This window comes from Polaromonas sp., from assembly GCF_030680935.1.
Lineage (GTDB): Bacteria > Pseudomonadota > Gammaproteobacteria > Burkholderiales > Burkholderiaceae_C > Polaromonas.
Genome location: NZ_JAUXUP010000029.1, coordinates 11,554 through 34,379, shown reverse-complemented (window position 1 = coordinate 34,379; position 22,826 = coordinate 11,554). Strand labels below are relative to the sequence as shown.

The window sequence follows — 22,826 nt, the reverse complement described above, 5'->3', positions numbered from 1 at the left end:
TTCAGCTCTTGCGGGCGCGCTCGTACAGAGGGAGAACCCGGGGCAAGTTGCGCTGCATATCGGCTATGCGGGTGGCACCTGCCGGGTGCGTACTGAGCCATTGCGGCGGGGCGCCCTTGTTGGCAGCGGCCATTTTCTGCCACAGCGTGATGCCCGCACGCGGATCAAAACCGGCGCGTGCACCGAGCTCCATGCCAACAAGGTCGGCCTCGGACTCGTCTTCACGGCCAAAACGGAGGTTGATCAGATCTACCCCAAGGCTGGCGACGGTCTGCCCCAAATCACCAAGCCCGAGCAACTGCGACAACAAGCTGGCGCCTATGTTGGTGGCCGCCGATTTGCCCATGCGTTCGCGCGCGTGTTCACGCAGGGCGTGGGCCATTTCGTGGCCCATGATCATCGCCACCTCGTCGTCGGTCAGCTGCAACTGCTCAAGAATGCCGGTGTAGAAAGCGATCTTGCCGCCCGGCATGCAAAAGGCGTTGATCTGCTTGCTGCCGATCAGATTCACCTCCCACTGCCAGCTTTTAGCCCTCGGGTTCCATGCCACCGCGTGCGGGATGATGCGCTGCGCAATACCGCGCAGCCTCTGCAACTGCGGGTGGCCGGGCGGGGCCAGCGCCTTCTGCGCCGCCGCCTCCTGCATCATCTTGGCGTATTGTTGTCTGGAGGCCTGCTCGATATCCTCTGCGGGCACCAGTTTGGTAAAGCCGGAGTTGCGGCCCACCTGCACCCCTTCGTTCTGGGCGATGGCGGGCGGGGTGGTGATCAACAACACGGCAGCCAGTCCGGCCAGGGTCCAACTTGCAGCAAATTTCATCGCCATCTCCAGAGTACGGGGCTTGGGGTTTCAGACGCGGGGCGCCAGACTTCTCACGGCGTATTATTCCCGCATGAGAGAGACCTTATCCGACAAACCACAGCCGCTGCGTCAGCCAACACCGCATTTTGCTGCCGCTGCGTCCGACGGGGATGCTGCGGGGTCACCGCGCCCCGGCTGGGCGCAGACCCTGCTTGTTTACACCGAAGCGCCCACCTTGCGCATGTTGCTGCTGGGCTTTTCTGCCGGGCTGCCCCTGCTGCTGGTGTTTGGCACCCTGAGTTTCTGGCTGCGCGAAGCCGGCATTGACCGCACCACCATTGGTTACCTGAGCTGGGTGGGCCTGGCCTATGGCTTCAAGTGGGTCTGGGCGCCACTGGTGGACCGATTGCCCATCCCGCTGCTGACGCGGCTGCTCGGGCGCAGGCGCAGCTGGCTGCTGCTGTCGCAGGCGGTCATCATGGCGGCCCTGGTCGGCATGGCGCTGACCGACCCCAAACTCGCCTTGCTGCCGGTGGTGTGGTGCGCGCTGGCAGTGGCGTTTGCCTCGGCCACGCAGGACATTGCGCTCGACGCCTTTCGCATCGAGTCTGCCGAAGTGCAGCGCCAGGCGGCGCTGGCTGCAGCCTATCAAACCGGCTACCGCATGGCGATGATCTGGGCCGGCGCCGGGGTACTGTGGATCGCCGCACGCGCCGAGGTGGTCAATGCAGCGGGTGTGGCCACCTACCAGCACGGCGCCTGGCAAACCGCCTACCTGGTCATGGCCGCCTCCATGCTGCTGGGCGTGGTGACGGTGCTGTTTTCACCTGAACCGGCACGGCGCGAATTGCCGCCTGCCCGCAACGCTGCCGAATGGCTCCAAAGTGCGCTGGTCGAACCCTTTGCCGACTTTTTGCGGCGCTACGGAAAACACGCAGTGCTGATCCTGATGCTGATCGCGGTGTACCGCATCAGCGATGTGGTGATGGGCATCATGGCCAATCCGTTTTATGTTGATATGGGCTACACCAAGGACGAGGTGGCCACCGTGACCAAGATTTACGGCGTCATCATGACGCTGGTGGGCGCGTTTTTGGGCGGCGTGCTGGCCATGCGGCTTGGCGTGATGCGGGTGCTGATGCTGGGCGCGGTGCTGAGCGCCGCCAGCAACCTGCTGTTTGCGTGGCTGGGATCACGCGGGCACGATGTGCAGGCGCTGGTATTTGTCATTTCGGCCGACAACCTGTCCAGCGGCATTGCCTCAGCCGCGTTTATTGCCTATTTATCCAGCCTGACGAATATCAACTATTCGGCCACGCAGTACGCATTGTTCAGCTCCATGATGTTGCTGCTGCCGAAGTTTCTGGCGGGCTACTCCGGCGTGTTTGTGGACGCATTTGGTTACGCCAACTTTTTCACGGTGACGGCCTTGTTGGGGTTACCGGTGTTGCTGCTTGTGTGGCTGGCTTCACGCATGAAAATGCCCTCCGGCCCATGATTGACGTGCGCAAGCAGCTATTAATTTTATAGCACATCAACAGCCAATGGAAAAGACCCCCGGCAGGACGCGGCGGTTTACCTAACTTTACGGGTGCTTCAACCCGGCTTGTCGCCGGGCGCGCACCATGAATGGGTCCATCCCCCAAGGAACCCCCTCATGAGTGACCGCACCGCAAGCCCTTTCACCACGGATGTGCTGGCGCCCAGTGCCGCCCCGGCGCCCAATGGCTACACTGACCAGACCACCAACACCCGCCCAGTGAGTCAGCCCATGACACAACAACTTCTAATGATTGAAGACGACACCCGTCTGGCGACCATGGTGGGCGAATACCTGCGCCAGTCGGGCTACGGCTTCACCCACGCAGCCGACGGCGCCAAAGGCCTGGAAGCGCTGCAAAGCTGCAAACCAGATCTGGTGATTCTGGATTTGATGTTGCCCGACATGGACGGGCTGGAGGTCTGCCGCCGCATCAAGGGTTCGGGCACTGACAGCGCGCGCACAGCCGTGCTGATGCTGACCGCGAAGGGCGACCCGATGGACCGCATCGTAGGTCTTGAAATCGGCGCGGACGATTACCTGCCCAAACCGTTTGAGCCGCGCGAGTTGCTGGCCCGCATCCGCGCGGTATTGCGGCGCGGTGGCGAAAACGCCAGCGCAGCGGGCAGCCAGCCTGCCATGCGTTTCGGTTCTCTGGAAATTGATCGCGACGCGCGCACCGTGACGGTCTCAGGCAAGGCCTGCGAGCTGACCTCTTACCAGTTTGACCTGCTGGTGGCGCTGGCCGAGCGCGCTGGCCGCGTGCTCAGTCGTGATCAGATCATGGAGACCGTGCGCGGCCGTGAGCTGGAGGCCTTTGACCGCTCGATCGACGTGCACATGGGGCGCATTCGCAGCGCCATCGAACTCGACCCCAAAGATCCGAAACGCATTCTCACCGTGCGTGGTGTCGGCTACGTGTTTGCCAAGCAGCAGGATTGATGTCCGGGATGTGGTCACGTTTTACCTCGCACCTGTATGTACGCATCTGGCTGGCCGTGGTGGCCACCGTACTGGTGCTGGCCTTCGCGGTGGGGGCCGCATGGCGCCTCAGTGCAGATCCGCCCCAGCTGCCAATCCGCGAAGTCCTTGTACACAACCAGACGGGGGCCGTGATTGGCAAGGCGCAGACCAGACCCGACCGCAAACGCGGTGACGACCTGGAATTTGTAGTGCAGACCAGCGATGGCCAGACCCTGAACCTGATGTTGCCACGGCCCAAGCGCCCGCCCACCAGTTCCTGGAACCGCCCGCCCTTCGGTTTTGGCTGGATGCTGGGGCTGGTGGCACTGGCAGTCGCACTCGGAACCTACCCCATCGTCAGGCGGCTGACGCAGCGGCTTGAAGGCCTGCAACGCGGCGTAGAGCGCTGGGGCAGCGGGGACTTGTCGGCGCGGGTGACGGTACATGGCACCGATGAGGTGGCTTTTCTGGCAGAGCGCTTCAACCATGCGGCCGAACGAATTGAAACGCTGATGGAGACGCAAAAATCCCTGCTGGTCTCACACAAATCCCTGCTGGCCAACGCCTCCCATGAGTTGCGCTCGCCCCTGGCACGCATACGGATGGGACTGGAACTCATGGACAGTGGCACGAACTCTGCGCAACGTGCTGAAGTCTCGCGCAGTATCAACGAGCTGGACCAGCTGATCGACGAGATTTTGCTGGCCAGCCGGCTCGACGCCCGCCAGGCCGATGCCGAACCGTTTGAAATGCTGGACCTCACCGGCCTGGCCGCCGAGGAATGCGCACGTATGCAGGCTGAACTGGGCACCGCCATGCAAACACACAGCCTGATGCTTCAGGGCTCGGCGCGCCTGCTGCGCCGCCTGATCCGCAACCTGCTGGAAAACGCCCGGCGTTACGGGACCGGCGAAGTCAGCCTGGAGCTGACGCAAACCGGCACCGGTGCGCAGCGGCGCGCCGTGATTCGTGTCAACGACCGGGGGCCAGGTGTACCGGTCGGCCAGCGTGAGCGGATTTTTGAACCCTTTTACCGGTTGCCGGGCGCCAGCGAACGCGAGGGCGGCGTCGGCCTGGGACTGGCACTGGTCAAATCCATCACCGAACGCCACCGGGGCACCGTGCGCTGCGAAGACCGACCAGGCGGTGGTGCTTCCTTTGTGGTGGAGTTGCCGATGCAAACGTCGACATGAACAGGCGTACTGGGCGGCAGATTGGGCACTGCGATCATCAGGTGGTTTAAACGCCGTCGACAAACAGGGCCGGGTACGGAAGTTTTCATCTCAAAAGCGACATCTCTCCCTCATTTGGGGGATGCGGGCAAGGGCCTGTCGCCGCTACAGTCGGCAGGTTGCTGTGACAACATCCGAAAAGGCCAGACAGGCAAAATAAAAAGGCGAGGACAACAGGTCGGACAACAGACCGCAGCCCTCTCAAAAACGGGCCACACACAGTTCCACAAGCCGCCGCGAGGCGGCTTTTTTTTGCCGGTTGCGCCCGGTTGACGCGATAACATCGCCGGACCCAAAAGGAGTTTTACCGTGACCCCAAGCCATCCGGCTGCGCCTGTCAGCCAGGGATTTTCGCAAGCACCGCAGGAGCGCCTGCCGCTGCTGCCACCGACGCAGATGAATGCCGCACAACGCGCCGCCGCCGAAGCCCTGATCGCCGGCCCACGCAAGGCGGTGTTTGGCCCCTTCATTCCATTGATCCGCAGCCCTGAGTTGATGTCGCGCGTCGGCCAGGTCGGCGAATATCTGCGCTTCGACAGCATCCTGGAAGTGCGTATCCGCGAGCTGGCGATGTGCCTGGTGGCGCGCCACGTGTCCAACCAGTTCGAGTGGTTGATGCATGCGCCGCTGGCGCTCAAGGCCGGGGTGCCCCAAAGCAGCCTGGACGCCATCGCGGCCGGCCGCTACCCACACAGCAGCGCAGCCGATGAGGCCGCTGCGGTGGATCTGGTGACCGAGCTGTTGCAGCACCACGGCGTGAGCGACAACAGCTACGCCGCCGCCCTGGCGCTTTTCGGCGAGCAAGGTGTGGTTGAACTCACCACACTGGTCGGGTACTTCACCCTTGTGTGCTGGGTGATGAATGTGGCGCGCACGCCCGGCCAGCCTCAGGCCGGCTTCAGCGCGCTGGACGCGTTTCCCGCTTAAACCGGAAGGGCCGCCAGCACCCTCTCGGCGCTGATGTCATTCAGACAGCGCGTATGGCCCAGCGGGCACTCGCGTTCAAAACAAGGCGCGCAGTCCAGCGGTGGCTGGTAGGCTGCATCGGTTTTCAGCCACAACACGGTGGCGCGTTCGTTCAGTGGCGGTGTATGCAGGGGGCTGGACGATCCAAAAATTGCCACCTGCGGAACGCCAAAAGCGGCCGCCACATGCATCAGACCCGAGTCATTGCTGACCAGACTTCTGGCGGCAGAAATCGCACACAAGGCCTGCACCAGCGTGGTTTTCCCGGCGAAGTTCAGGCACTGGCCTGCACGAAGGGCGTTGACGGGCGCGGCGATCTCTTCGCACAACGCGGCCTCCTTGCCAGAGCCCAGCAGGACCACCGGCAGATTCAGCTTTTGCGCCAGTGCCGAAAAGTGTGCGGCCGGCCAGCGTTTCGCAGGCCCGTATTCAGCGCCCGGCGCAAACACCACGTAAGTACCGCGCTGCAAACCGAGTTCGGCCAGCGCCTGATCCACGTCGGCTGGCGGCAGCCGCAACTCTGGCTGGTCTGCGTCCAGCGCGGTGTCGCCGCTGAGCGCCGAGTAAAACGCCACCATGGGCGGGCGCTGGCCCTTGGCCGGGTTTTTCAGCCGGTGTGTGAGCAGGCCGATTCGCGCTTCGCCGAGGTAACCGACGCGTTTGGGAATGCCAGCCAGCAGAGGCAGCAAGGCACTTTTGAGCGAATTGGGCAACACATAGGCGGTGTCGAACTGGCCGGCGATGCGACCTGCCAGCAGGCGCCGGGCCCTTAGCTGCAGGCCACCGTGGGCGAATGGAAACTCAATGACATCGTGTACCTGCGGCATGGCGCGGTACACCGGCGCCACCCAGGGCAAGGCCCCAACGGTGATCTGCTCACCACGCGCGTACAGGCGCCGCAGCAGCGGCTCGGTCATCACCGCGTCGCCTATCCACTGCGGCGCAATGACTAACGATGCCCCCCCGAAGCGGCCTTCGGCCAGCTCCCCCCCAGGGGGGCGCCGCCTGCGGCCCGGCAAAGCCGGTTCCGCGGCGGCCGCTTGAAGGGGAACAGACACGTTAGAGACCCTCGGCATCACTCGCGCCGAGCGCGGCGTGGTTTTGCGGGATGAGCCGCGAGGCGCAAAACCCAAGGCAAGGCTTACCGCCTTGCCTGGTTTTGGAACGAAGTGGATCGCCCGCAAAACCACGCCCCTTCGGGTTCGGACCAAAACGGGCGCTTTGCCCACCAAACCCCTTGCGTGTGCCTCGGCACACGCTGCGTGGTGTTGGCGAGCAAATCATCCCGTTGTGGACCCGAACGCGCATGGCGGGAGTGATGCCGAGGGTCTCTAATGGCCAGAGCCGACGTGCTCGCCTGCCTTGAGTTTGTACACCGTACCGCAGTACGGGCACTTGGCCTGGCCGGTGCGCGCCACGTCGAGGTAGACCTTGGGGTGATTGCTCCAGACCGCCATCGCAGCCTTGGGGCTGGGGCAGAACACACCGCCCTGGGGGTTCAGGTCCTGGGCCAGCAACTCAACTACAGAAGAAGTCGTCATGATCAAACCTTGGCCAACCAGGAGGCGTATTTGGGGTTGCGCCCGTTCACGATGTCAAAAAACGCTGCCTGGATTTTCTCGGTGATGGGCCCGCGCGAGCCGCCATCGCCGCGGTTGCCGATCTCCACCCGATCCAACTCGCGTATGGGTGTGACTTCGGCGGCGGTGCCGCTGAAAAATGCTTCGTCGGCGATGTAGATTTCATCGCGCGTGATCGGCTTTTCACGGATGGATATGCCAAGGTCGGCGCAGATTGAAAAAATCGTGTTGCGCGTGATGCCGTTCAGGGCGCCGGCGCTGGAATCCGGCGTGTACACCACCCCCTTGCGCACCACAAACACGTTTTCACCCGCACCCTCGGAGACAAAACCCTGCGGGTCCAGCAACAGCGCTTCGTCGTAACCTTCGTCGGTGGCTTCCATGTTGGCCAGAATCGAGTTGGTGTAGTTGCTCACCGCCTTGGCATGGATCATGGTGATGTTGACGTGATGGCGCGTGAAGCTTGATGTCTTCACACGAATGCCGCGCCGCAAGCCCTCATCACCCAGATACGCACCCCAGGGCCAAGCCGCAACCATCAGGTGAATCTTGTTGCCTTTTGGCGAGACACCTAGTTTTTCGGAGCCGATCCAGGTCAGGGGGCGGATGTAGCAGCTTGGCAGCTTGTTGACCCGCACCACATCCAGCGTGGCCTGCATGACCTCGGCCGGGGTGAACGGAATTTTCATGCGCAGGATTTTGGCGCTGTTGAACAGGCGCTCGGTGTGTTCTTCCAGGCGGAAGATGCCGGTGCTGCCGTCCTGCAGCTGGTAAGCCCTCACGCCTTCAAACGCGCCACAGCCGTAATGCAGTGTGTGTGTCAGGACATGGATTTTGGCGTCGCGCCATTCGACCATCTGGCCGTCCATCCAGATTTTGCCGTCGCGGTCTTCCATGGAGGGGGCTACTGGGGACATGGTGCTGATCCTGTGATAAATGTCATGAAATAAGGGGCGAAGCCGGAACGGACTGTCCTCATTGCGGCAGGAGCCCCGGAGAAACCGGAAAGGCTGATTTTACGGGGCGTCGGACGACCCGTCTGTAGCCTGCACGGGATCAGGCAGCGCAGGCCTGAAAAGCACATGACTTGCCAGTTTGCCGCCGACAAAGGTACAGGTTACATGCGACTGGCTGCCGTCCGTCCAGCGAAAGACCTCGGGCTGCACATCTTTTTCAGATTGGCGTGCGCCCAGGCTCCTTGTCATGGCCAGCACGTGCAACAGCGTATGCCCCGCCCTGAGTTTGGCATTGAGCATGACCGCACTGTCCACGTAACCGACAGGCCGGTCGGCGGCGCGTTTGAGGACCTGCATCATGCGGGTGAAATGCAGCAGTACCCACATCACGACCACCGTGGCCACGACCGCAACACCGGCCCAGCCGTACACACGGTAGGCCATGGCCACCGCCGCCGCACCGGCAATCGGGACGAAAATTTTCTGGAAGTTCATGGCACCATTTTCGCAGGCCCCGGCAACCGGTCGGCTGCGGGGAGTGCGTAGTGACGCCAGGCGACGCACTGGGGGTATCGAAAGAGTCGCTAGCCCCTGCCAAACGGGCGTAATTCGCTATCATTTCAGGAGCACGCCAGGTCAAGCCGGCGATCAAGCCAGACTGCGCACCAACTCGATGGCCTGCTCGACCCGCTCCACCGCATGAATGGTCAGGCCCTCAATAGGCTTTTTGGGCGCGTTGGCCTTGGGCACCACGGCCACGCTGAAACCGAGTTTGGCCGCTTCCTTCAGGCGCTCCTGGCCGCGCGGTGCGGGGCGCACTTCGCCAGCCAGCCCCACCTCGCCGAAAGCGATAAAACCCTTGGGCAGCGGCTTGCCGCGCAGGCTGGAAGTGATCGCCAGCATCACCGACAGATCGGCTGCCGGCTCGCTGATGCGCACACCACCGACCGCGTTGACAAACACGTCCTGGTCCATGCAGGCGATGCCGGCGTGACGGTGCAGCACCGCCAGCAGCATGGCCAGGCGGTCACGGTCCAGGCCCACAGACAACCGGCGCGGGCTCGGACCGCCGCTGTCCACCAGCGCCTGAATTTCAACCAGCAGCGGGCGTGTTCCTTCCAGCGTGACCAGCACACAGCTACCGGGCACCGGCTCGCTGTGCTGGCTCAAAAAGATGGCACTGGGATTCGTCACGCCCTTCAGGCCTTTTTCAGTCATGGCAAACACGCCGATTTCGTTGACCGCGCCGAAGCGGTTCTTGATCGCGCGGACCAGCCGGAAGCTCGAATGTGTGTCACCTTCGAAGTAAAGCACCGTGTCCACCATGTGCTCCAGCACGCGCGGGCCGGCCAGCGCACCTTCCTTGGTCACGTGCCCGACCAGAATGATGCAGACGCCGCTGGACTTGGCCGCACGCGTCAGGTGGGCGGCGCATTCGCGGACCTGCGCGACCGAACCCGGCGCAGACGTGAGCTGGTCGGAGTAAACCGTCTGGATGGAGTCGATCACGGCCACCGCCGGTCGGGTCGCTTCCAGCGTAGCGAGGATTTTTTCAAGCTGAATCTCCGCCAGCACCTTGACTTGCGAGCCATCCAGCCCGAGCCGACGGGAACGCAAGGCGACCTGCGCGCCGCTTTCCTCACCGGTGACATACAGGGTGTCGAGACCGGCGCGCTGCAGGGAATCCAGCGCCTGCAGCAGCAGCGTCGATTTGCCGATGCCGGGATCGCCGCCAATCAGCACCACACCCCCTTCAACAATGCCGCCGCCCAGCACACGGTCCAGCTCCTCGTGGCCGGTGGGCGTGCGCGCCATGTCGGTGGCCTCGATGTCGGCCAGGGTGGCGACTTCCGAAGGTTTGGCCAGCGAGGCGAAACGGTTTTTGACAGGCGACTGGCTCTCAGCCAGCGACTCAATCAGGGTGTTCCAGGCGCCGCATTGCGGGCACTTGCCCAGCCACTTGGGGCTGCTGCCGCCGCATTCGGTACAGCTGAAAATTGTCTTGTCTTTGGCCATGCGGCGATATTACTGTAATTAATCACAGTGCGGGTAACTCTGGAGAGCAAGAGACTGGGCAGGAAAGCGTCAATTCATTTAACATGTTAAATAATTGACGGCCCCCGCATGACCACCCCTTTTACCCATCGCAATCTGCCCCGCCTGCTGCTGCAGGCACGCGAATCCGTGATGGCGCACACCCGGCCGCGCCTGCGCGAACATGCCTTGAGCGACCAGCAATGGCGGGTACTGCGCGTGCTGGGCGAACACGGCGTGGTCGAAACCGGCAAAGTGGCACGCGAAGCCTTCATCCTCGGCCCCAGCCTGACCGGCGTGCTGAGCCGCATGGAGCGCGACGGCCTGATCCGCCGCGCGCGCGACCCGGCCGACCAGCGCCGCACCGTGGTTGAAGCCACCGACAAGGGTGCGCGGCTGGTCCACACCCTGTCGCAAACCATTGAAGCGCATTACGCCTGGATGGAAAAAACACTGGGTAAACAGAACCTTGCCCAACTCTATGAACTGCTCGACCAATTGATTGAATTGGAGCAGCCATGAGCTGGATGCCTGAGGGAACGGTTTACGGCACGCTGCTGAACTTCCGCGCCGAGGTCGAGGCGCTGACACCACAAATGAACCAGCCGCCTTACAAGGCGCCACCGAAAGCACCGGTGCTGTATGTCAAAACCGCCAACACATGGAGTGCACACGGCGCGGCGATCGCCGTGCCTACCCGTGTGCCGGAAGTCGAAGTCGGCGCCACCATCGCGATGGTGATCGGTGATCACGGGCAGGTTGCCGGCTATGTGTTGATGAACGACCTGTCGGTGCCGCACACCAGTTTTTTCCGTCCACCCGTCAAGTTCAAATGCCTGGACGGCTTCCTGGGCATCGGCGAGCGCATGTTGCCGGTGGAACAGGCCGGCGATCCGTCAACCTTCTCGCTGGAAGTGCGCATCAACGGCGAGCTGAAGCAGTCCGTGGATTTTTCAAAGCTGGTTCGCCCCGTTGCGCAACTGCTGGCCGATGTGAACGACTTCATGACCCTGCAGCCTGGCGATGTGTTGATGCTCGGTTGTGAACTGGGCAGGCCGCGGGCCAAAGCCGGTGACCGCGTTGACATCGCGGCGCCAGGTTTCGGCACGCTGAGCAACCTACTCGTCGCGGAGGCCACATGAAACACGCCCGCGTCGTTTATCAAGGCCAGGTGCATGCGGCCACCGAGCGCGACGGCCAGCTCCTGCTGGACAACGGACAACTCGTCGCCGAAACAGTGGTGACCTGGTTGCCACCGCTGGCGCCGACGCCGCGCCCGCGCACCATCCTCGCGCTGGGCCTGAACTACGCCGACCATGCGAAAGAACTGGAATTCAAGGCGCCCGAGGAACCGCTGGTTTTTATCAAGGGCGAAAGCACGCTTATCGGCCACAGGCAACGGACACACCGGCCGCCCGACGTGCAGCTCATGCATTACGAATGTGAACTGACCATCGTGATCGGCAAGACTGCCAGAAACGTCAAGCGCGCTGATGCCCCTGACTTCATCGCCGGCTACACCATCGCCAACGACTACGCGATCCGCGACTACCTGGAAAACTGGTACCGCCCGAACCTGCGCGTGAAGAACCGCGATACCTGCACGCCGCTGGGCCCTTGGCTGGTGGATGCCGCCGACATCGCTGACCCCATGGCCTTGGCACTTCAAACCACTGTCAACGGCAAGCTCACCCAGTCGGGCAACACCAAGGACATGATCTTCGGCGTGGACTTCCTGATCGAGTACTTCAGCAGTTTCATGACCCTGCAACCGGGCGACCTGGTCCTGACCGGCACGCCCGACGGCGTGGTCGATTGCCGGGCCGGCGACGTCATCGTCACCAGCATCGAAGGCCTGGGCAACCTCATCAATACCATTGAATGACCATGCAAATTGATCACCTTATCAACGGCAAGAATGTCACCGCCCGGAGCTACTTCGAAACGGTCAACCCTGCCACGCAGGAAGTTCTTGCTGAAGTCGCATCCGGCGGCGAGGCCGAAGTCAACGCTGCCGTCGCCGCCGCCAAAGACGCCTTTCCAATGTGGGCCGGCATGGCCGCGCCGGCGCGCGCAAAAATCATCCGCAAGCTCGGCGACCTGATCGCCGCGCATGTGCCGGAGATTGCGCAGACCGAGACCAATGACTGCGGCCAGGTGATTGCGCAGACCGGCAAGCAGCTGATTCCGCGCGCGGCCGACAACTTCTATTACTTCGCCGAGATGTGTACCCGGGTCGATGGCCACAGCTACCCGACCGAAACGCACTTGAACTACACGCTGTACCACCCGACCGGCGTGTGTGCGCTGATCTCGCCGTGGAACGTGCCTTTCATGACGGCCACCTGGAAAGTGGCGCCTTGCCTGGCCTTCGGCAACACCGCTGTGCTCAAGATGAGCGAACTCTCGCCGATGACCGCGGCTCGCCTGGGCGAACTCGCACTTGAAGCCGGCATCCCACCGGGGGTGCTCAACATCGTGCACGGCTACGGCAAGGAAGCGGGCGAGCCCTTGTGCAGCCACCCGGATGTGCGCGCCATCTCGTTCACCGGATCGACGGCCACCGGCAACCGCATCGTGCAGGCCGCCGGCCTGAAAAAATTCAGCATGGAACTCGGCGGCAAATCACCGTTTGTGATTTTCGAGGATGCGAACCTGGAGCGCGCCCTCGATGCAGCGATCTTCATGATCTTCTCCAACAACGGCGAGCGTTGCACCGCAGGCTCACGCATTCTGGTGCAGCAATCCATTTATGCCGACTTCACTGCGAAGTTTGTCGAACGCGCCAAACGCATCAAGGTAGGCGACCCGCTGGATGAGGCCACCACCATCGGCCCGATGATCTCGCAGGCTCACCTGGCCAAGGTACGCAGCTACATTGAGCTGGGCCCAAAAGAAGGCGCCACCCTGCTGTGCGGCGGGCTCGGCACGCCGGACCTGCCGGACCGGGTGAAAATGGGCAACTATGTCTTGCCCACCGTGTTTGCCGATGTAGACAATCGCATGCGCATTGCGCAGGAAGAAATTTTCGGCCCCGTGGCCTGCCTGATTCCTTTCACGGACGAGGCCGAGGCCATTCGCCTGGCCAATGAAACGCAGTACGGCCTGTCCAGTTATGTCTGGACCGAAAATATTGGCAAGGCGCACCGCGTCGCCGCGGCCGTCGAAGCCGGCATGTGTTTCGTCAACAGCCAGAACGTGCGCGACCTGCGCCAGCCCTTTGGCGGCACCAAGGCATCGGGCACGGGCCGCGAAGGCGGTACCTGGAGTTATGAGGTATTTTGCGAGCCGAAAAACGTGGCGGTGTCGCTCGGTTCGCACCATATTCCGCATTGGGGGGTGTGAGATGTGGCCACATCTGCTTTGGTGGTTTGCCCCGGTCGGAAGGGCGGGGCACTCTGCTCCGCGCATGTCCTCCGGGCAGAGCTTCGCCCCGCCCTCCTCCTTGATTGCGCTGCGCAGAATACCCCGCCCTTCCGCCCTCTGCCTGTTGGAGGGAAACGCGGCTGCAAGATCATCGCGGAGCGTGCCAGCGGTGCCAGGTGCCCGCCGCAGCGAGGTCAAGGAGGAGAGCCGGGCGCAGCCCGGCACGGGGGACAGGAGCGGAGGCGGGCGCCTGGTGCCGCTGGCACGCGGGCCACGTGCGGGAATCGCACCGTCCAGCAGCGAAGCGCGAGCCGCACGCGCCAACCACGCAGGAGGATCAACATGGGCACGCTAGCACTCGCAGCAAAAATCACCCACGTCCCGTCGATGTACCTGTCGGAGTTTCCGGGGCCCAACTTCGGCTGCCGCGACGCCGCCATCGCGGGTCACAGGGAAATCGACCGCCGCTGCCGCGCGCTTGGCGTGGACACCATTGTGGTGTTCGACGTGCACTGGCAGGTCAACAGCGAGTACCACATCAACTGCGGGCCACGGTTCGACGGCAACTACACCAGCAACGAGCTGCCGCACTTCATCAAGAACATGCCCTATGCCTACCCCGGCAACCCGGAGCTCGGCCACCTGATGGCCGACATGGCCAATGCCATGGGGGTGAAAAGCCGCGCGCATTCGGACACCACGCTGGAGCTCGGCTACGGCACGCTGGTGCCGATGCGCTACATGAACAGCGACCAGCACTACAAGGTCATCAGCATCAGCGGCTGGTGTGACTGGCACGACCTGGCCGAGTCCGGGCGTTTCGGCCTGGCCGTGCGCAAGGCCATCGAGGACAGCTACGACGGCACGGTAGCGGTGTTTGCCAGCGGTTCGCTGTCGCACCACTTTGCCGACAACGGACGCGCGCCCGAGTTCATGCACAAGGTCTACAACCCTTTCCTCGAACAGGTGGACCAGCGCGTGGTCGAACTGTGGAAAGCCGGTGACTGGAAAACCTTCATCGGCATGCTGCCCATGTATGCCGAGAAATGCTGGGGCGAAGGCGACATGCACGACACCGCCATGCTGCTGGGCCTGCTCGGCTGGGACAGCTACAGCGCACCAGTGGAAGTCATCACGCCTTACTTCGGCAGTTCGGGCACTGGGCAGATCAATGCGATTTTCCCGGTCACGCCCTTGATTGAAACCACGCCAGAAATCACGCAAAAAAAGGCCGGACATGCCACACCTGAAAATTGAATACACCGACAACATCGAGGCACAGGCCGACATGGGCACCTTATGCCGGGGCTTGGCGCAGGTGCTGGGCAGCCTGAAGGATGAACAAGGCCTGCCGCTTTTCCCCTTGGGCGGCACGCGCGTACTGGCCTACCCGGCACCGCACCATGCGGTGGCCGACGGTGGCGACCATGCCTTTGTGTACCTGAATCTGCGGATCGCCATCGGGCGCAGCGACGCTATGAAAACGATAGCTGGTGACGCGCTTCTGGAAAGGGCCAAGGCCCATTTTTCTTCATTGTTTTCAGAGAGAACGCTGGGTATCACGCTGCAAATTGATGAGGGCGTGCAGGTCTATGACGGCAAACACAGCAACCTGCACACGTTGTTCAGCAAATAAGCCATGTTGCCCACCGATCTCATCCGTCAGCTTGCAGCTGAATTGCACCAGAGCGAAAAAACGCGCGTGCAGGTCGAGCATTTTTCCAAACGTTATCCGGACATGACGGTAGCGGACGGCTATGCCGTCTCGCGCGCCTGGGTGCAGATGAAAATCGCCGAAGGCCGGGTCGCGCGCGGCCACAAGATCGGCCTGACCTCGCGCGCCATGCAAATCTCCAGCCAGATTGACGAGCCCGACTACGGCACCTTGCTGGACGACATGTTTTTTGAGCCTGGCGATATGCCGGCGGCACGCTTTATCGCCCCACGCGTCGAGGTCGAGCTGGCCTTCATCCTGAAGAAGAAACTGGAAGGCACACAGATCAGCATCGAAGACGTGCTGGACGCCACCGAGTACGTGCAACCGGCCATCGAGATAATCGACGGCCGCATCGAGCAGTTCGACCGCCACACCAAAGCGCCGCGAAAGGTGTACGACACCATCAGCGACAACGCCGCCAATGCCGGCATCGTGCTGGGCGGGCGCAAGGTGTCGCCGCGCGAGGTGGACCTGCCCTGGGTCGGCGCCATCCTGCGGCAAAACGGCGTGGTGGAGGAAACCGGCCTGGCCGCCGGCGTGCAGGGCCATCCGGCTATCGGTGTCGCCTGGCTGGCGATGAAACTTGCACCCTGGGGCGAATGCCTGGAGGCCGGCGAGGTGGTGCTGGCCGGCTCCTTCACCCGCCCGGTCGTCGCCAAAACCGGCGACCGCTTCGACGCCGACTATGGCCCGCTGGGCCGCTTTGAATTTTCTTTCTACTGAGCACAAGATATGCAAACACCCATCAATACTTTCAAACTGGCACTGCAGAACAAACAGGCCCAGATTGGCCTCTGGCTCGGGCTGGCCAACCCCTACAGCACCGAGATCTGCGCTGGCGCCGGGTTCGACTGGCTGCTGCTGGATGGCGAACACGCACCCAACGACATCAACAGCATCCTGGCGCAGCTGCAGGTGATTGCGGCCTACCCGGGTTCGCACCCGATCGCAAGGGTCCCCATGGGCCACGGCTATGTGGGCGAGGCCTTGATCAAGCAGTACCTCGACATTGGCGTACAGACGCTGCTGGTGCCGATGGTGGACACGCCGCAGCAAGCTGCCGCGCTGGTGCGGGCCAGTCGCTACCCGCCGCAAGGCATTCGCGGTATGGGTGGTGCCCGCGCCTCTCGCTGGGGCCGCTATCCGCAGTACGCCCATGAAGCGAATGCGCAGGTCTGTCTGCTGGTGCAGGCAGAAACCCAGGCCGCACTCGACAACCTCGAAGCGATTGTTGCCACCGACGGCATCGACGGCGTTTTTATTGGCCCGGCTGATCTGTCTGCGTCCATGGGCCATGTGGCCAACCCCAACCATCCCGAGGTGCAGACGGCCATTGAAGCGGCGATCAACACCATCGTGAAGGCTGGCAAGGCCGCCGGCATCCTGACACCGGACGAAACCCTGGCGCGGCGTTACCTGGACCTGGGCGCCACTTTTGTGGCCGTCGGACTGGATACCAATCTGCTGGTGCGCCACACCAGCGCGCTGGCCGCGCGCTTCAAGGCCAGTGCACCGGTGCTGCCGGCCAGCAAAACCTATTGACGGGGAGACAGCCATGAACGCCATTCTTCCAAAACCCGGCATACACCCCGACGAATGGAAAGCCCGTGTCGAGCTCGCCGCCTGTTACCGCGTGTTCGCTATGCTCGGCTGGACCGAGATGATTTACAACCACATCACGGTGCGCCTGCCGGACAGTTCGACAAAGGGGCAAAAGCAGTTTTTGATCAACCCATTTGGCCTGCACTATTCAGAAGTCACCGCCAGCAATCTGCTCAAGATCGACCTGAAGGGCAACAAGCTGGACGACAACACCTGGCCGGTCAACCCGGCGGGCTTTACCGTACACGCGGCGCTTCATGACGGCCTGCCGGACGCGCATTGCGTGATGCACACGCACACCACCTCCGGCATTGCGGTGGCCTGTACCGAGGGCGGGCTGGCGCAGAACAATTTTTATTCGGCCCAGTTGCATGGGCTGGTGGCCTACCACGACTTTGAAGGCATCACCATCCATGCCGACGAAGCGCCACGCCTTCTGAAGAACATCGGCGACAAGCCGGTGGTGATCCTGCGCAACCACGGCCTGCTGGCCTGGGCCAAAACCCTGCCGCTGGCCTTCGTTAGGCTGTGGACCCTGCAACGCGCCTGCGACATACAGATGGCGCAGGCGGCAATGGGCCCAGCCATCAGGGTGCCCGAGGCTGTCGCCAGGAAAACCACCCACGACTCATTCCAGTTCGACGCGCAGTTCGGCGCGGGTCAGGACGTGTTCGATGCACTGGTCCGACAGGTCAACAAAATTGACATCAGCTATCAAAATTAGAGCTGCTCACGCAGCCTAGACAAGGGCTACAGGCCAAAATGACTTACAAAAATATTCAGAAAACATGCATCTACGGTGCTGGCGCGATTGGCGGCTGGATAGGCGCCGGGCTGGCGGCGGCGGGATGTAGCGTCAGCGTGGTTGCACGTGGCGCGACGCTCGATGCCTTGATCACGCAGGGCTTACGTGTGTCCAGCGGTCCCGACACCCGTTCTGCGGCTGTGCAGGCGAGCGCAAGCCCTGCCGCAATTGGCGTGCAGGACCTGGTGGTCATCGCCGTCAAGGCGCCGGCGCTGCTTGACGTGGCACGCGAGATTGCGCCACTCATCGGCCCCGACACCATCGTCCTGACCGCCATGAACGGTGTGCCGTGGTGGTTTTTTCAGGGGTTTGGTGGTCCCTACGCAGGCGCACCACTCAAGGCGGTGGACGCCACCGGCGAGATAGCCGCAGCTATCCCCGCCTCCAGCATCATCGGCTGCGTCGTGCATGCGAGCTGCTCGGTCGACGCGCCTGGCCTGATTCGCCACCACTTTGGCAACGGGCTGATCATCGGCGAGCCGTCGGGCCAAGTCAGCGAACGGGTGCAAGCGCTGGCCGAACTGCTGCAACGCGCGGGTTTCACTGCCAGCGTGTCCGCACAAATCCAGAAAGACACCTGGTACAAGCTTTGGGGCAACATGACGGTCAACCCCATCAGCGCCTTCACCGGCGCCACAACCGACCTGATTCTGGGCGATGACCTGGTGCGCGACTTCATCTCGAAAGTCATGCTCGAAGCCAAAGAGATAGGCGCACGTATCGGCATCCCGATCAACCAGCAACCCGAAGACCGCCATGCCGTCACGCTCAAGCTGGGCGCCTTCAAGACATCCATGCTGCAAGACGTGGAAGCCGGCAAGGCGGTCGAGATTGATGCGCTGGTGACTGTGGTGCGGGAACTGGGTCAGCTGACGCAGGTGCCGACGCCTTTCACGGATGCGCTGTTAGGCCTCTCCCGCCTGCATGCCCGCGTTCACCGACTCTATTCATGACCGGGGGCAAAGCCATCGGTGGCACCGCGTTTGCCACGCTGCTGATTGTCGCGCTGATGATGGGTGCCAACCATGTGGCGGCGCGTATTGCGTTCAACAACGGCGTGGATGTGGCTACGGCCGTGGTCTTTCGCAGCGCGGTCACCGCCGCCGTGATTGTGGCCATTCTGCTCATCCAGCGGGTGCGTATCCGTTTCAGCCCACGCCACAAATACATGTTGCCGGTGATTGGCCTGCTGATCGGCGTTCAAAGCCTGTGCCTGTATTCCGCCGTGGCGCGCCTGCCGGTGGCGCTGGCCTTGCTGGCTTTCAACACCTATCCGATCTGGACAGCGCTGTGGGCCTGGGTGGTTTACCGGCAAAGGCCGGAACGTGCCATGCTGATCGCCATGCCGGTGATCCTGCTCGGCCTGGCGCTCGCGCTTGACGTTCTGGGCGCCGCCTCGGGTCTGGGCGCGTCCGGCCAATGGAGCCGCATCGGCGTTGGTGTGGCCTTTGCACTGGCCGCAGCGGGCACCTTCGGCCTGGCGCTGGTGTTGACCCAACATGAGACCGGCGACGTAGACGGCCGGGTACGTACCGCCACCACCATGGCGATCGCCGGCTTCATGGCACTCGGCATGGTCGGCCTGCAGGGCGGCTTTCAGTTGCCGCAGGCCCCGGCCGGCTGGGGCGGCCTGGCGGCGCTGACGGTTCTGTACGGCACGGCATTCACCATCATGTTCACCGTGCTGCCCAGACTTGGTGTGGTTGGCAACTCGGCCATCATGAATGTAGAGCCGGTGTTCGCGCTGGTACTGGCCTGGCTGATTCTTGGCCAGGCGATTGCGCCGGTTCAGGTCGCCGGCGCCCTGCTGGTGGTGGGTGCAGTGATGGTGCTGGGTTTGCGCAAGCGTTGAGGCTCAGGCCAGCGGTACCCGCCTGTTCAGGCGCCTGCCCTGATCAGCTTGATCGCGTGGGGCAGGGAGTGCGCAGCCGGAACAAAATAATCCAGCATGGCACCGAGAAACACCGCACAAAAGAAGGCACCCAACAAGGGTTTCCAGGTCAGGCGCACGGCGGCCGACAACCAGCCTTCGCGCACCACACGCACCGCGGTGCGCGCCGAAACATAGGAGAACGCCAGCTCTACCGCTACCGTGAGCAGGACTTCCCAACCGAAGTAGAGCAGCAGCATCGACCCGGCCCCGAGGAAAACGGCACAACCGATCAGGAAAACGGCCACCACGGGGATCACAACAATGGCCCCTTCGTCGGCACTGCCGGCAGCTTCCAGCGCGCCGCTGGCGACGTCTCCCAGGCTCCCGGAGAGCTCGGTCCCTGCTGAAAAATCACCTGATGCGCCGCCACCGCCGAAATCACCACCACCGCCTGACTGGAAATCAGCGTCCCGGGCTGGCCCGGCGGGGTTCACTCGAGTTCCCGGATCTGGCAAAGGGACATCGGCATGCGAACCATCCAGAGGAGACCCACGCCCAATCAGCGCCGCTGCCCAAAGGCGCAGAACCACCAGGTAAGCCAGGTAGCCGACGCCCAGAGTAATGGCGTAACGCAAAGCCAGTGAATCCGGGCCCGACAACATCTGCAAATACGCCGACGCCCACATCACCCCCATCACGATGGAGCCGATGCAAGCCCCGTGCAGCCACAGCCGGTGCGTTTGACGCAACCGCCTCTCCACGCCGCTTTCCCACAGCCGAACCGATCGCCAGTTCGACAGGCTGATCATTCCGCAGCCACCACCGGTACCCGCTGCGCCAGTGCACACATCAGCTCATAGGCCACGGTACCGGCCGACTGGGCGATTTCATCAATCGGCAGCACTACACCGCTTGCACACCGTCCCCACAAGACCACGTCACTGCCCATACCGGCTTCGGACACGGGCGTGAGATCCACCGTGATCATGTCCATGCTGACGCGCCCCACCATGCGGCAACGCACGCCATTGACCAGTACCGGCGTGCCGGTGGTGCAGTGCCGCGGATAACCGTCGGCATACCCGCAGGCCACCACGCCGATGCGCAAAGGGCCCTCGGCGGTGAAGCTGGAACCGTAGCCCACCGTGTCGCCCGCTTGCAGCTGCTGGAGGCCAATGATTTTTGACGCCAGTGTCAGGGTCGGCTGCAGGCCCCAGTCTGCGGCACTGCGCTGGGGGTAATCGGGCGCGCTGCCGTACACCGCGATGCCCGGTCGCACCCAGTCCGACTTTTCTCCCATTTCCGCGACATGGCGCAAGGCGGCGGCGCTGTTGCTGAGCGTACGTTCTCCAGGCAGGTCATGCGTAACCGCTTCAAACGCCTGCACCTGTGCGGCGATGCCTTTGGGCCCATCGGCGTCGCTGAAATGGGTCATCAGCGAAATCTCTTCCACCTGCGGCAACGCATTCAGGCGCGTCCAGGCGGCTCGGTAGCGCCCGGGCGTGAAGCCGAGGCGGTTCATGCCCGAGTTCATTTTCAGGAAAACGCGGTGCGGCAGCTGGGTCTTGTGCGTGGCCAGCATGTCTATCTGTTCATCGCAGTGAACGGTATGCCAAAGGCCCAGGCGCGAGCACAGCTCCAGGTCGCGCAGCTCGAAGCAGCCTTCCAGCAACAGGATGGGACCACGCCAGTCCAGCGCGCGCAGGCGCTGGGCCTCAGCCAGATCCAGCAAGGCAAAACCATCGGCGCTGCGCAGCGCATCAAACACACGCTCGATGCCATGGCCATAGGCGTTGGCCTTGACAACCGCCCAGATGCGGGCGTCCGGCACGCTGCTGCGCACGCGCGACAAATTGTGCCCAAGGGCAGCAGCATGGACAGTGGCAAGAATGGGACGGGGCATGTCGGCCTGTGGCTGGTTGAAACAGAAAATCGGATCGCGTGGCTTTACGCCCTGCTTGTCAAGGGCTATTTGTCGATTCTGCCAGCTTGCCGCATGCTATAAACCTTCAACGTCAGGAGACATTCACAACTATCGTGCCGCATCAGGACTTCTGATGTATGCGCACAGTGATCAAAACGGTTCAATGAAGCTGAAGCCCGGTTTTTACACCATCATGGCAGCCCAGTTTTTCAGCTCGTTGGCTGATAACGCGCTGTTTGTGGCTGCCGTGGAGCTGCTGCGCAGCGGTGGGGCGCCCAAGTGGCAGCCGGCGGCGCTGGTGCCCATGTTTGCGCTGTTTTATGTGGTGCTGGCGCCTTTTGTAGGCGCTTTCGCCGACGCCCAGCCCAAGGGCAAGGTCATGTTCATCAGCAACGCCATCAAGGTGGTGGGCTGCCTGATGATGCTGTTCGGCACACATCCGCTGCTGGCCTACGCGATTGTCGGCCTCGGCGCCGCCGCCTATTCGCCCGCCAAGTACGGCATCCTCACCGAGCTGCTGCCGGCTTCACAACTGGTCAAGGCCAATGGGTGGATAGAGGGCCTGACAATCGCTTCCATCATTCTGGGCGTGTTGCTGGGCGGCCAGCTGGTCGGGCACTCGGTCTCGCATCTGCTGCTGTCGTTCGACTTCCCGGTCATCAGCACCGGCATCGACACCCCGCCCGAGGCGGCGATCTGTTCACTCATCGTTCTCTATGCGATTGCCGCCTGGTTCAACACCCGCATACCGTTGACCGGCGTCGAGATGCGGCCCATGCCGCGCAACAAGCTGGAGCTGTTGCCGGATTTCTGGAATTGCAATTCGGCGTTGTGGCGCGACAAGCTGGGGCAAATCTCGCTGGCCACCACCACCCTGTTCTGGGGTGTTTCTGGCAACCTGCGCTACATCGTGCTGGCATGGAGCGCCGCCGCGCTGGGCTACAGCACCACACAGGCGTCGTCGCTGGTGGGCGTGGTAGCGATTGGCACGGCCGCGGGGGCCATCCTGGCGTCCATGCGCATGCGGCTGGAACACGCCACCAGCGTGATGCCGCTGGGCATCGCCATGGGATTGCTGGTGATCCTGATGAACTTCATCTCCAACGTCTGGGTGGCTGCGCCGTTTTTGATTCTGCTGGGCGGACTCGGCGGGTTTCTGGTGGTACCCATGAACGCGCTGCTGCAGCACAGGGGCCACAACCTGATGGGTGCCGGCCGCTCGATTGCCGTGCAGAACTTCAACGAGCAGGCCTGCATTCTGGCACTCGGGGCAGGTTATAGCCTGTCCACCGGCATGGGCCTGTCGGCCTTCGGCGCGATCACCACCTTTGGCGTGGTGGTGGCGGGCTTCATGTGGCTGATTCAGCGCTGGCACAAAAGCAACTGCATCAAGCACAAAGAGCAGGTGGACCACTTGCTGAGCATCGCCCGCAGCGACAAGTCTCACTGATGCCGACCATTGCAGC

At 62.7% G+C, this 22,826-nt stretch carries 24 protein-coding genes; 16 read left to right on the top strand and 8 right to left on the bottom strand.

The genetic code is table 11. The features are described 5' to 3' along the window. Position 1 precedes the first annotated feature (1 nt). Positions 2 to 820, bottom strand: a complete 819-nt coding sequence (locus Q8L50_RS08230; protein WP_305348179.1) for a M48 family metallopeptidase — start codon at positions 818 to 820, stop codon at positions 2 to 4. Between the two features lie 73 nt (positions 821 to 893). On the opposite strand from Q8L50_RS08230, the gene Q8L50_RS08225 reads away from it, so the two are divergent. The 4 genes from Q8L50_RS08225 to Q8L50_RS08210 all read left to right on the top strand — a co-directional run bounded on the left by Q8L50_RS08225 (position 894) and on the right by Q8L50_RS08210 (position 5,464). Then, positions 894 to 2,300, top strand: coding sequence for an AmpG family muropeptide MFS transporter (locus tag Q8L50_RS08225; RefSeq protein WP_305348178.1), 1,407 nt, complete (start codon positions 894 to 896; stop codon positions 2,298 to 2,300). A gap of 273 nt (positions 2,301 to 2,573) precedes the next feature. Then, on the top strand, positions 2,574 to 3,284 hold the full coding sequence (locus tag Q8L50_RS08220; protein ID WP_305348200.1) for a response regulator transcription factor: 711 nt from the start codon (positions 2,574 to 2,576) through the stop codon (positions 3,282 to 3,284). 8 nt (positions 3,285 to 3,292) lie between these two features. Beyond that, positions 3,293 to 4,498, top strand: coding sequence for an ATP-binding protein (locus Q8L50_RS08215; protein ID WP_305348177.1), 1,206 nt, complete (start codon positions 3,293 to 3,295; stop codon positions 4,496 to 4,498). Positions 4,499 to 4,846: 348 nt separating this feature from the next. Further along, positions 4,847 to 5,464, top strand: coding sequence for a carboxymuconolactone decarboxylase family protein (locus Q8L50_RS08210; protein ID WP_305348176.1), 618 nt, complete (start codon positions 4,847 to 4,849; stop codon positions 5,462 to 5,464). Here Q8L50_RS08210 and waaF read toward each other — a convergent pair. From waaF to radA, 5 genes are all read right to left on the bottom strand, one after another. Beyond that, on the bottom strand, positions 5,461 to 6,450 hold the full coding sequence (gene waaF, locus Q8L50_RS08205; protein ID WP_305348199.1) for a lipopolysaccharide heptosyltransferase II: 990 nt from the start codon (positions 6,448 to 6,450) through the stop codon (positions 5,461 to 5,463). The genes Q8L50_RS08210 and waaF overlap by 4 nt on opposite strands. A gap of 384 nt (positions 6,451 to 6,834) precedes the next feature. Further along, complete coding sequence (locus tag Q8L50_RS08200; RefSeq protein ID WP_305348175.1) at positions 6,835 to 7,044, bottom strand: zinc-finger domain-containing protein; 210 nt, start codon at positions 7,042 to 7,044, stop codon at positions 6,835 to 6,837. Positions 7,045 to 7,046: 2 nt separating this feature from the next. Continuing rightward, the gene (locus Q8L50_RS08195; protein WP_305348174.1) at positions 7,047 to 8,000 is read right to left on the bottom strand and encodes a branched-chain amino acid transaminase; all 954 of its coding nucleotides are present in this window, start codon (positions 7,998 to 8,000) and stop codon (positions 7,047 to 7,049) included. A gap of 99 nt (positions 8,001 to 8,099) precedes the next feature. Further along, positions 8,100 to 8,534, bottom strand: coding sequence for a glycerate kinase (locus Q8L50_RS08190; protein ID WP_305348173.1), 435 nt, complete (start codon positions 8,532 to 8,534; stop codon positions 8,100 to 8,102). Positions 8,535 to 8,687: 153 nt separating this feature from the next. Continuing rightward, on the bottom strand, positions 8,688 to 10,055 hold the full coding sequence (radA, locus tag Q8L50_RS08185) for a DNA repair protein RadA (protein WP_305348172.1): 1,368 nt from the start codon (positions 10,053 to 10,055) through the stop codon (positions 8,688 to 8,690). Between the two features lie 108 nt (positions 10,056 to 10,163). Between radA and hpaR the strand changes: the two genes are divergently transcribed. From hpaR to Q8L50_RS08130, 11 genes are all read left to right on the top strand, one after another. Continuing rightward, positions 10,164 to 10,595 (top strand): homoprotocatechuate degradation operon regulator HpaR, encoded by a 432-nt coding sequence (gene hpaR, locus Q8L50_RS08180; RefSeq protein WP_305348171.1) that lies wholly within the window; start codon positions 10,164 to 10,166, stop codon positions 10,593 to 10,595. Further along, on the top strand, positions 10,592 to 11,215 hold the full coding sequence (locus tag Q8L50_RS08175) for a fumarylacetoacetate hydrolase family protein (RefSeq protein WP_305348170.1): 624 nt from the start codon (positions 10,592 to 10,594) through the stop codon (positions 11,213 to 11,215). Before hpaR ends, Q8L50_RS08175 begins: the two co-directional genes overlap by 4 nt. Then, complete coding sequence (locus tag Q8L50_RS08170; RefSeq protein ID WP_305348169.1) at positions 11,212 to 11,958, top strand: fumarylacetoacetate hydrolase family protein; 747 nt, start codon at positions 11,212 to 11,214, stop codon at positions 11,956 to 11,958. The genes Q8L50_RS08175 and Q8L50_RS08170 overlap by 4 nt, the downstream gene beginning before the upstream one ends. 2 nt (positions 11,959 to 11,960) lie before the next feature. Next, entirely contained in the window at positions 11,961 to 13,418 is a 1,458-nt protein-coding gene (gene hpaE / locus Q8L50_RS08165) for a 5-carboxymethyl-2-hydroxymuconate semialdehyde dehydrogenase (RefSeq protein ID WP_305348168.1), read from the top strand. Positions 13,419 to 13,781: 363 nt separating this feature from the next. Beyond that, on the top strand, positions 13,782 to 14,696 hold the full coding sequence (gene hpaD / locus Q8L50_RS08160; RefSeq protein WP_305348167.1) for a 3,4-dihydroxyphenylacetate 2,3-dioxygenase: 915 nt from the start codon (positions 13,782 to 13,784) through the stop codon (positions 14,694 to 14,696). Further along, positions 14,677 to 15,075 (top strand): 5-carboxymethyl-2-hydroxymuconate Delta-isomerase, encoded by a 399-nt coding sequence (locus Q8L50_RS08155; RefSeq protein WP_305348166.1) that lies wholly within the window; start codon positions 14,677 to 14,679, stop codon positions 15,073 to 15,075. The genes hpaD and Q8L50_RS08155 overlap by 20 nt, the downstream gene beginning before the upstream one ends. Before the next feature lie 3 nt (positions 15,076 to 15,078). Then, complete coding sequence (hpaH, locus tag Q8L50_RS08150) at positions 15,079 to 15,879, top strand: 2-oxo-hept-4-ene-1,7-dioate hydratase (RefSeq protein WP_305348165.1); 801 nt, start codon at positions 15,079 to 15,081, stop codon at positions 15,877 to 15,879. Between the two features lie 9 nt (positions 15,880 to 15,888). Further along, on the top strand, positions 15,889 to 16,698 hold the full coding sequence (gene hpaI, locus Q8L50_RS08145) for a 4-hydroxy-2-oxoheptanedioate aldolase (protein WP_305348164.1): 810 nt from the start codon (positions 15,889 to 15,891) through the stop codon (positions 16,696 to 16,698). 13 nt (positions 16,699 to 16,711) lie between these two features. Further along, complete coding sequence (locus Q8L50_RS08140) at positions 16,712 to 17,482, top strand: class II aldolase/adducin family protein (protein WP_305348163.1); 771 nt, start codon at positions 16,712 to 16,714, stop codon at positions 17,480 to 17,482. Between the two features lie 38 nt (positions 17,483 to 17,520). Then, positions 17,521 to 18,516, top strand: coding sequence for a 2-dehydropantoate 2-reductase (locus Q8L50_RS08135; protein WP_305348162.1), 996 nt, complete (start codon positions 17,521 to 17,523; stop codon positions 18,514 to 18,516). Beyond that, entirely contained in the window at positions 18,513 to 19,415 is a 903-nt protein-coding gene (locus tag Q8L50_RS08130; RefSeq protein WP_305348161.1) for a DMT family transporter, read from the top strand. Before Q8L50_RS08135 ends, Q8L50_RS08130 begins: the two co-directional genes overlap by 4 nt. A 26-nt stretch (positions 19,416 to 19,441) precedes the next feature. On the opposite strand, the gene Q8L50_RS08125 is transcribed toward Q8L50_RS08130, so the two are convergent. Both Q8L50_RS08125 and alr read right to left on the bottom strand, forming a co-directional pair. Next, complete coding sequence (locus Q8L50_RS08125) at positions 19,442 to 20,245, bottom strand: hypothetical protein (RefSeq protein ID WP_305348160.1); 804 nt, start codon at positions 20,243 to 20,245, stop codon at positions 19,442 to 19,444. Next, positions 20,242 to 21,339 (bottom strand): alanine racemase, encoded by a 1,098-nt coding sequence (gene alr, locus Q8L50_RS08120; RefSeq protein ID WP_305348159.1) that lies wholly within the window; start codon positions 21,337 to 21,339, stop codon positions 20,242 to 20,244. Before alr ends, Q8L50_RS08125 begins: the two co-directional genes overlap by 4 nt. A gap of 190 nt (positions 21,340 to 21,529) precedes the next feature. Here alr and lplT point away from each other — a divergent pair, with 190 nt between their 5' ends. After that, positions 21,530 to 22,810 (top strand): lysophospholipid transporter LplT, encoded by a 1,281-nt coding sequence (lplT, locus tag Q8L50_RS08115; RefSeq protein ID WP_305348198.1) that lies wholly within the window; start codon positions 21,530 to 21,532, stop codon positions 22,808 to 22,810. Positions 22,811 to 22,826 lie beyond the last annotated feature (16 nt).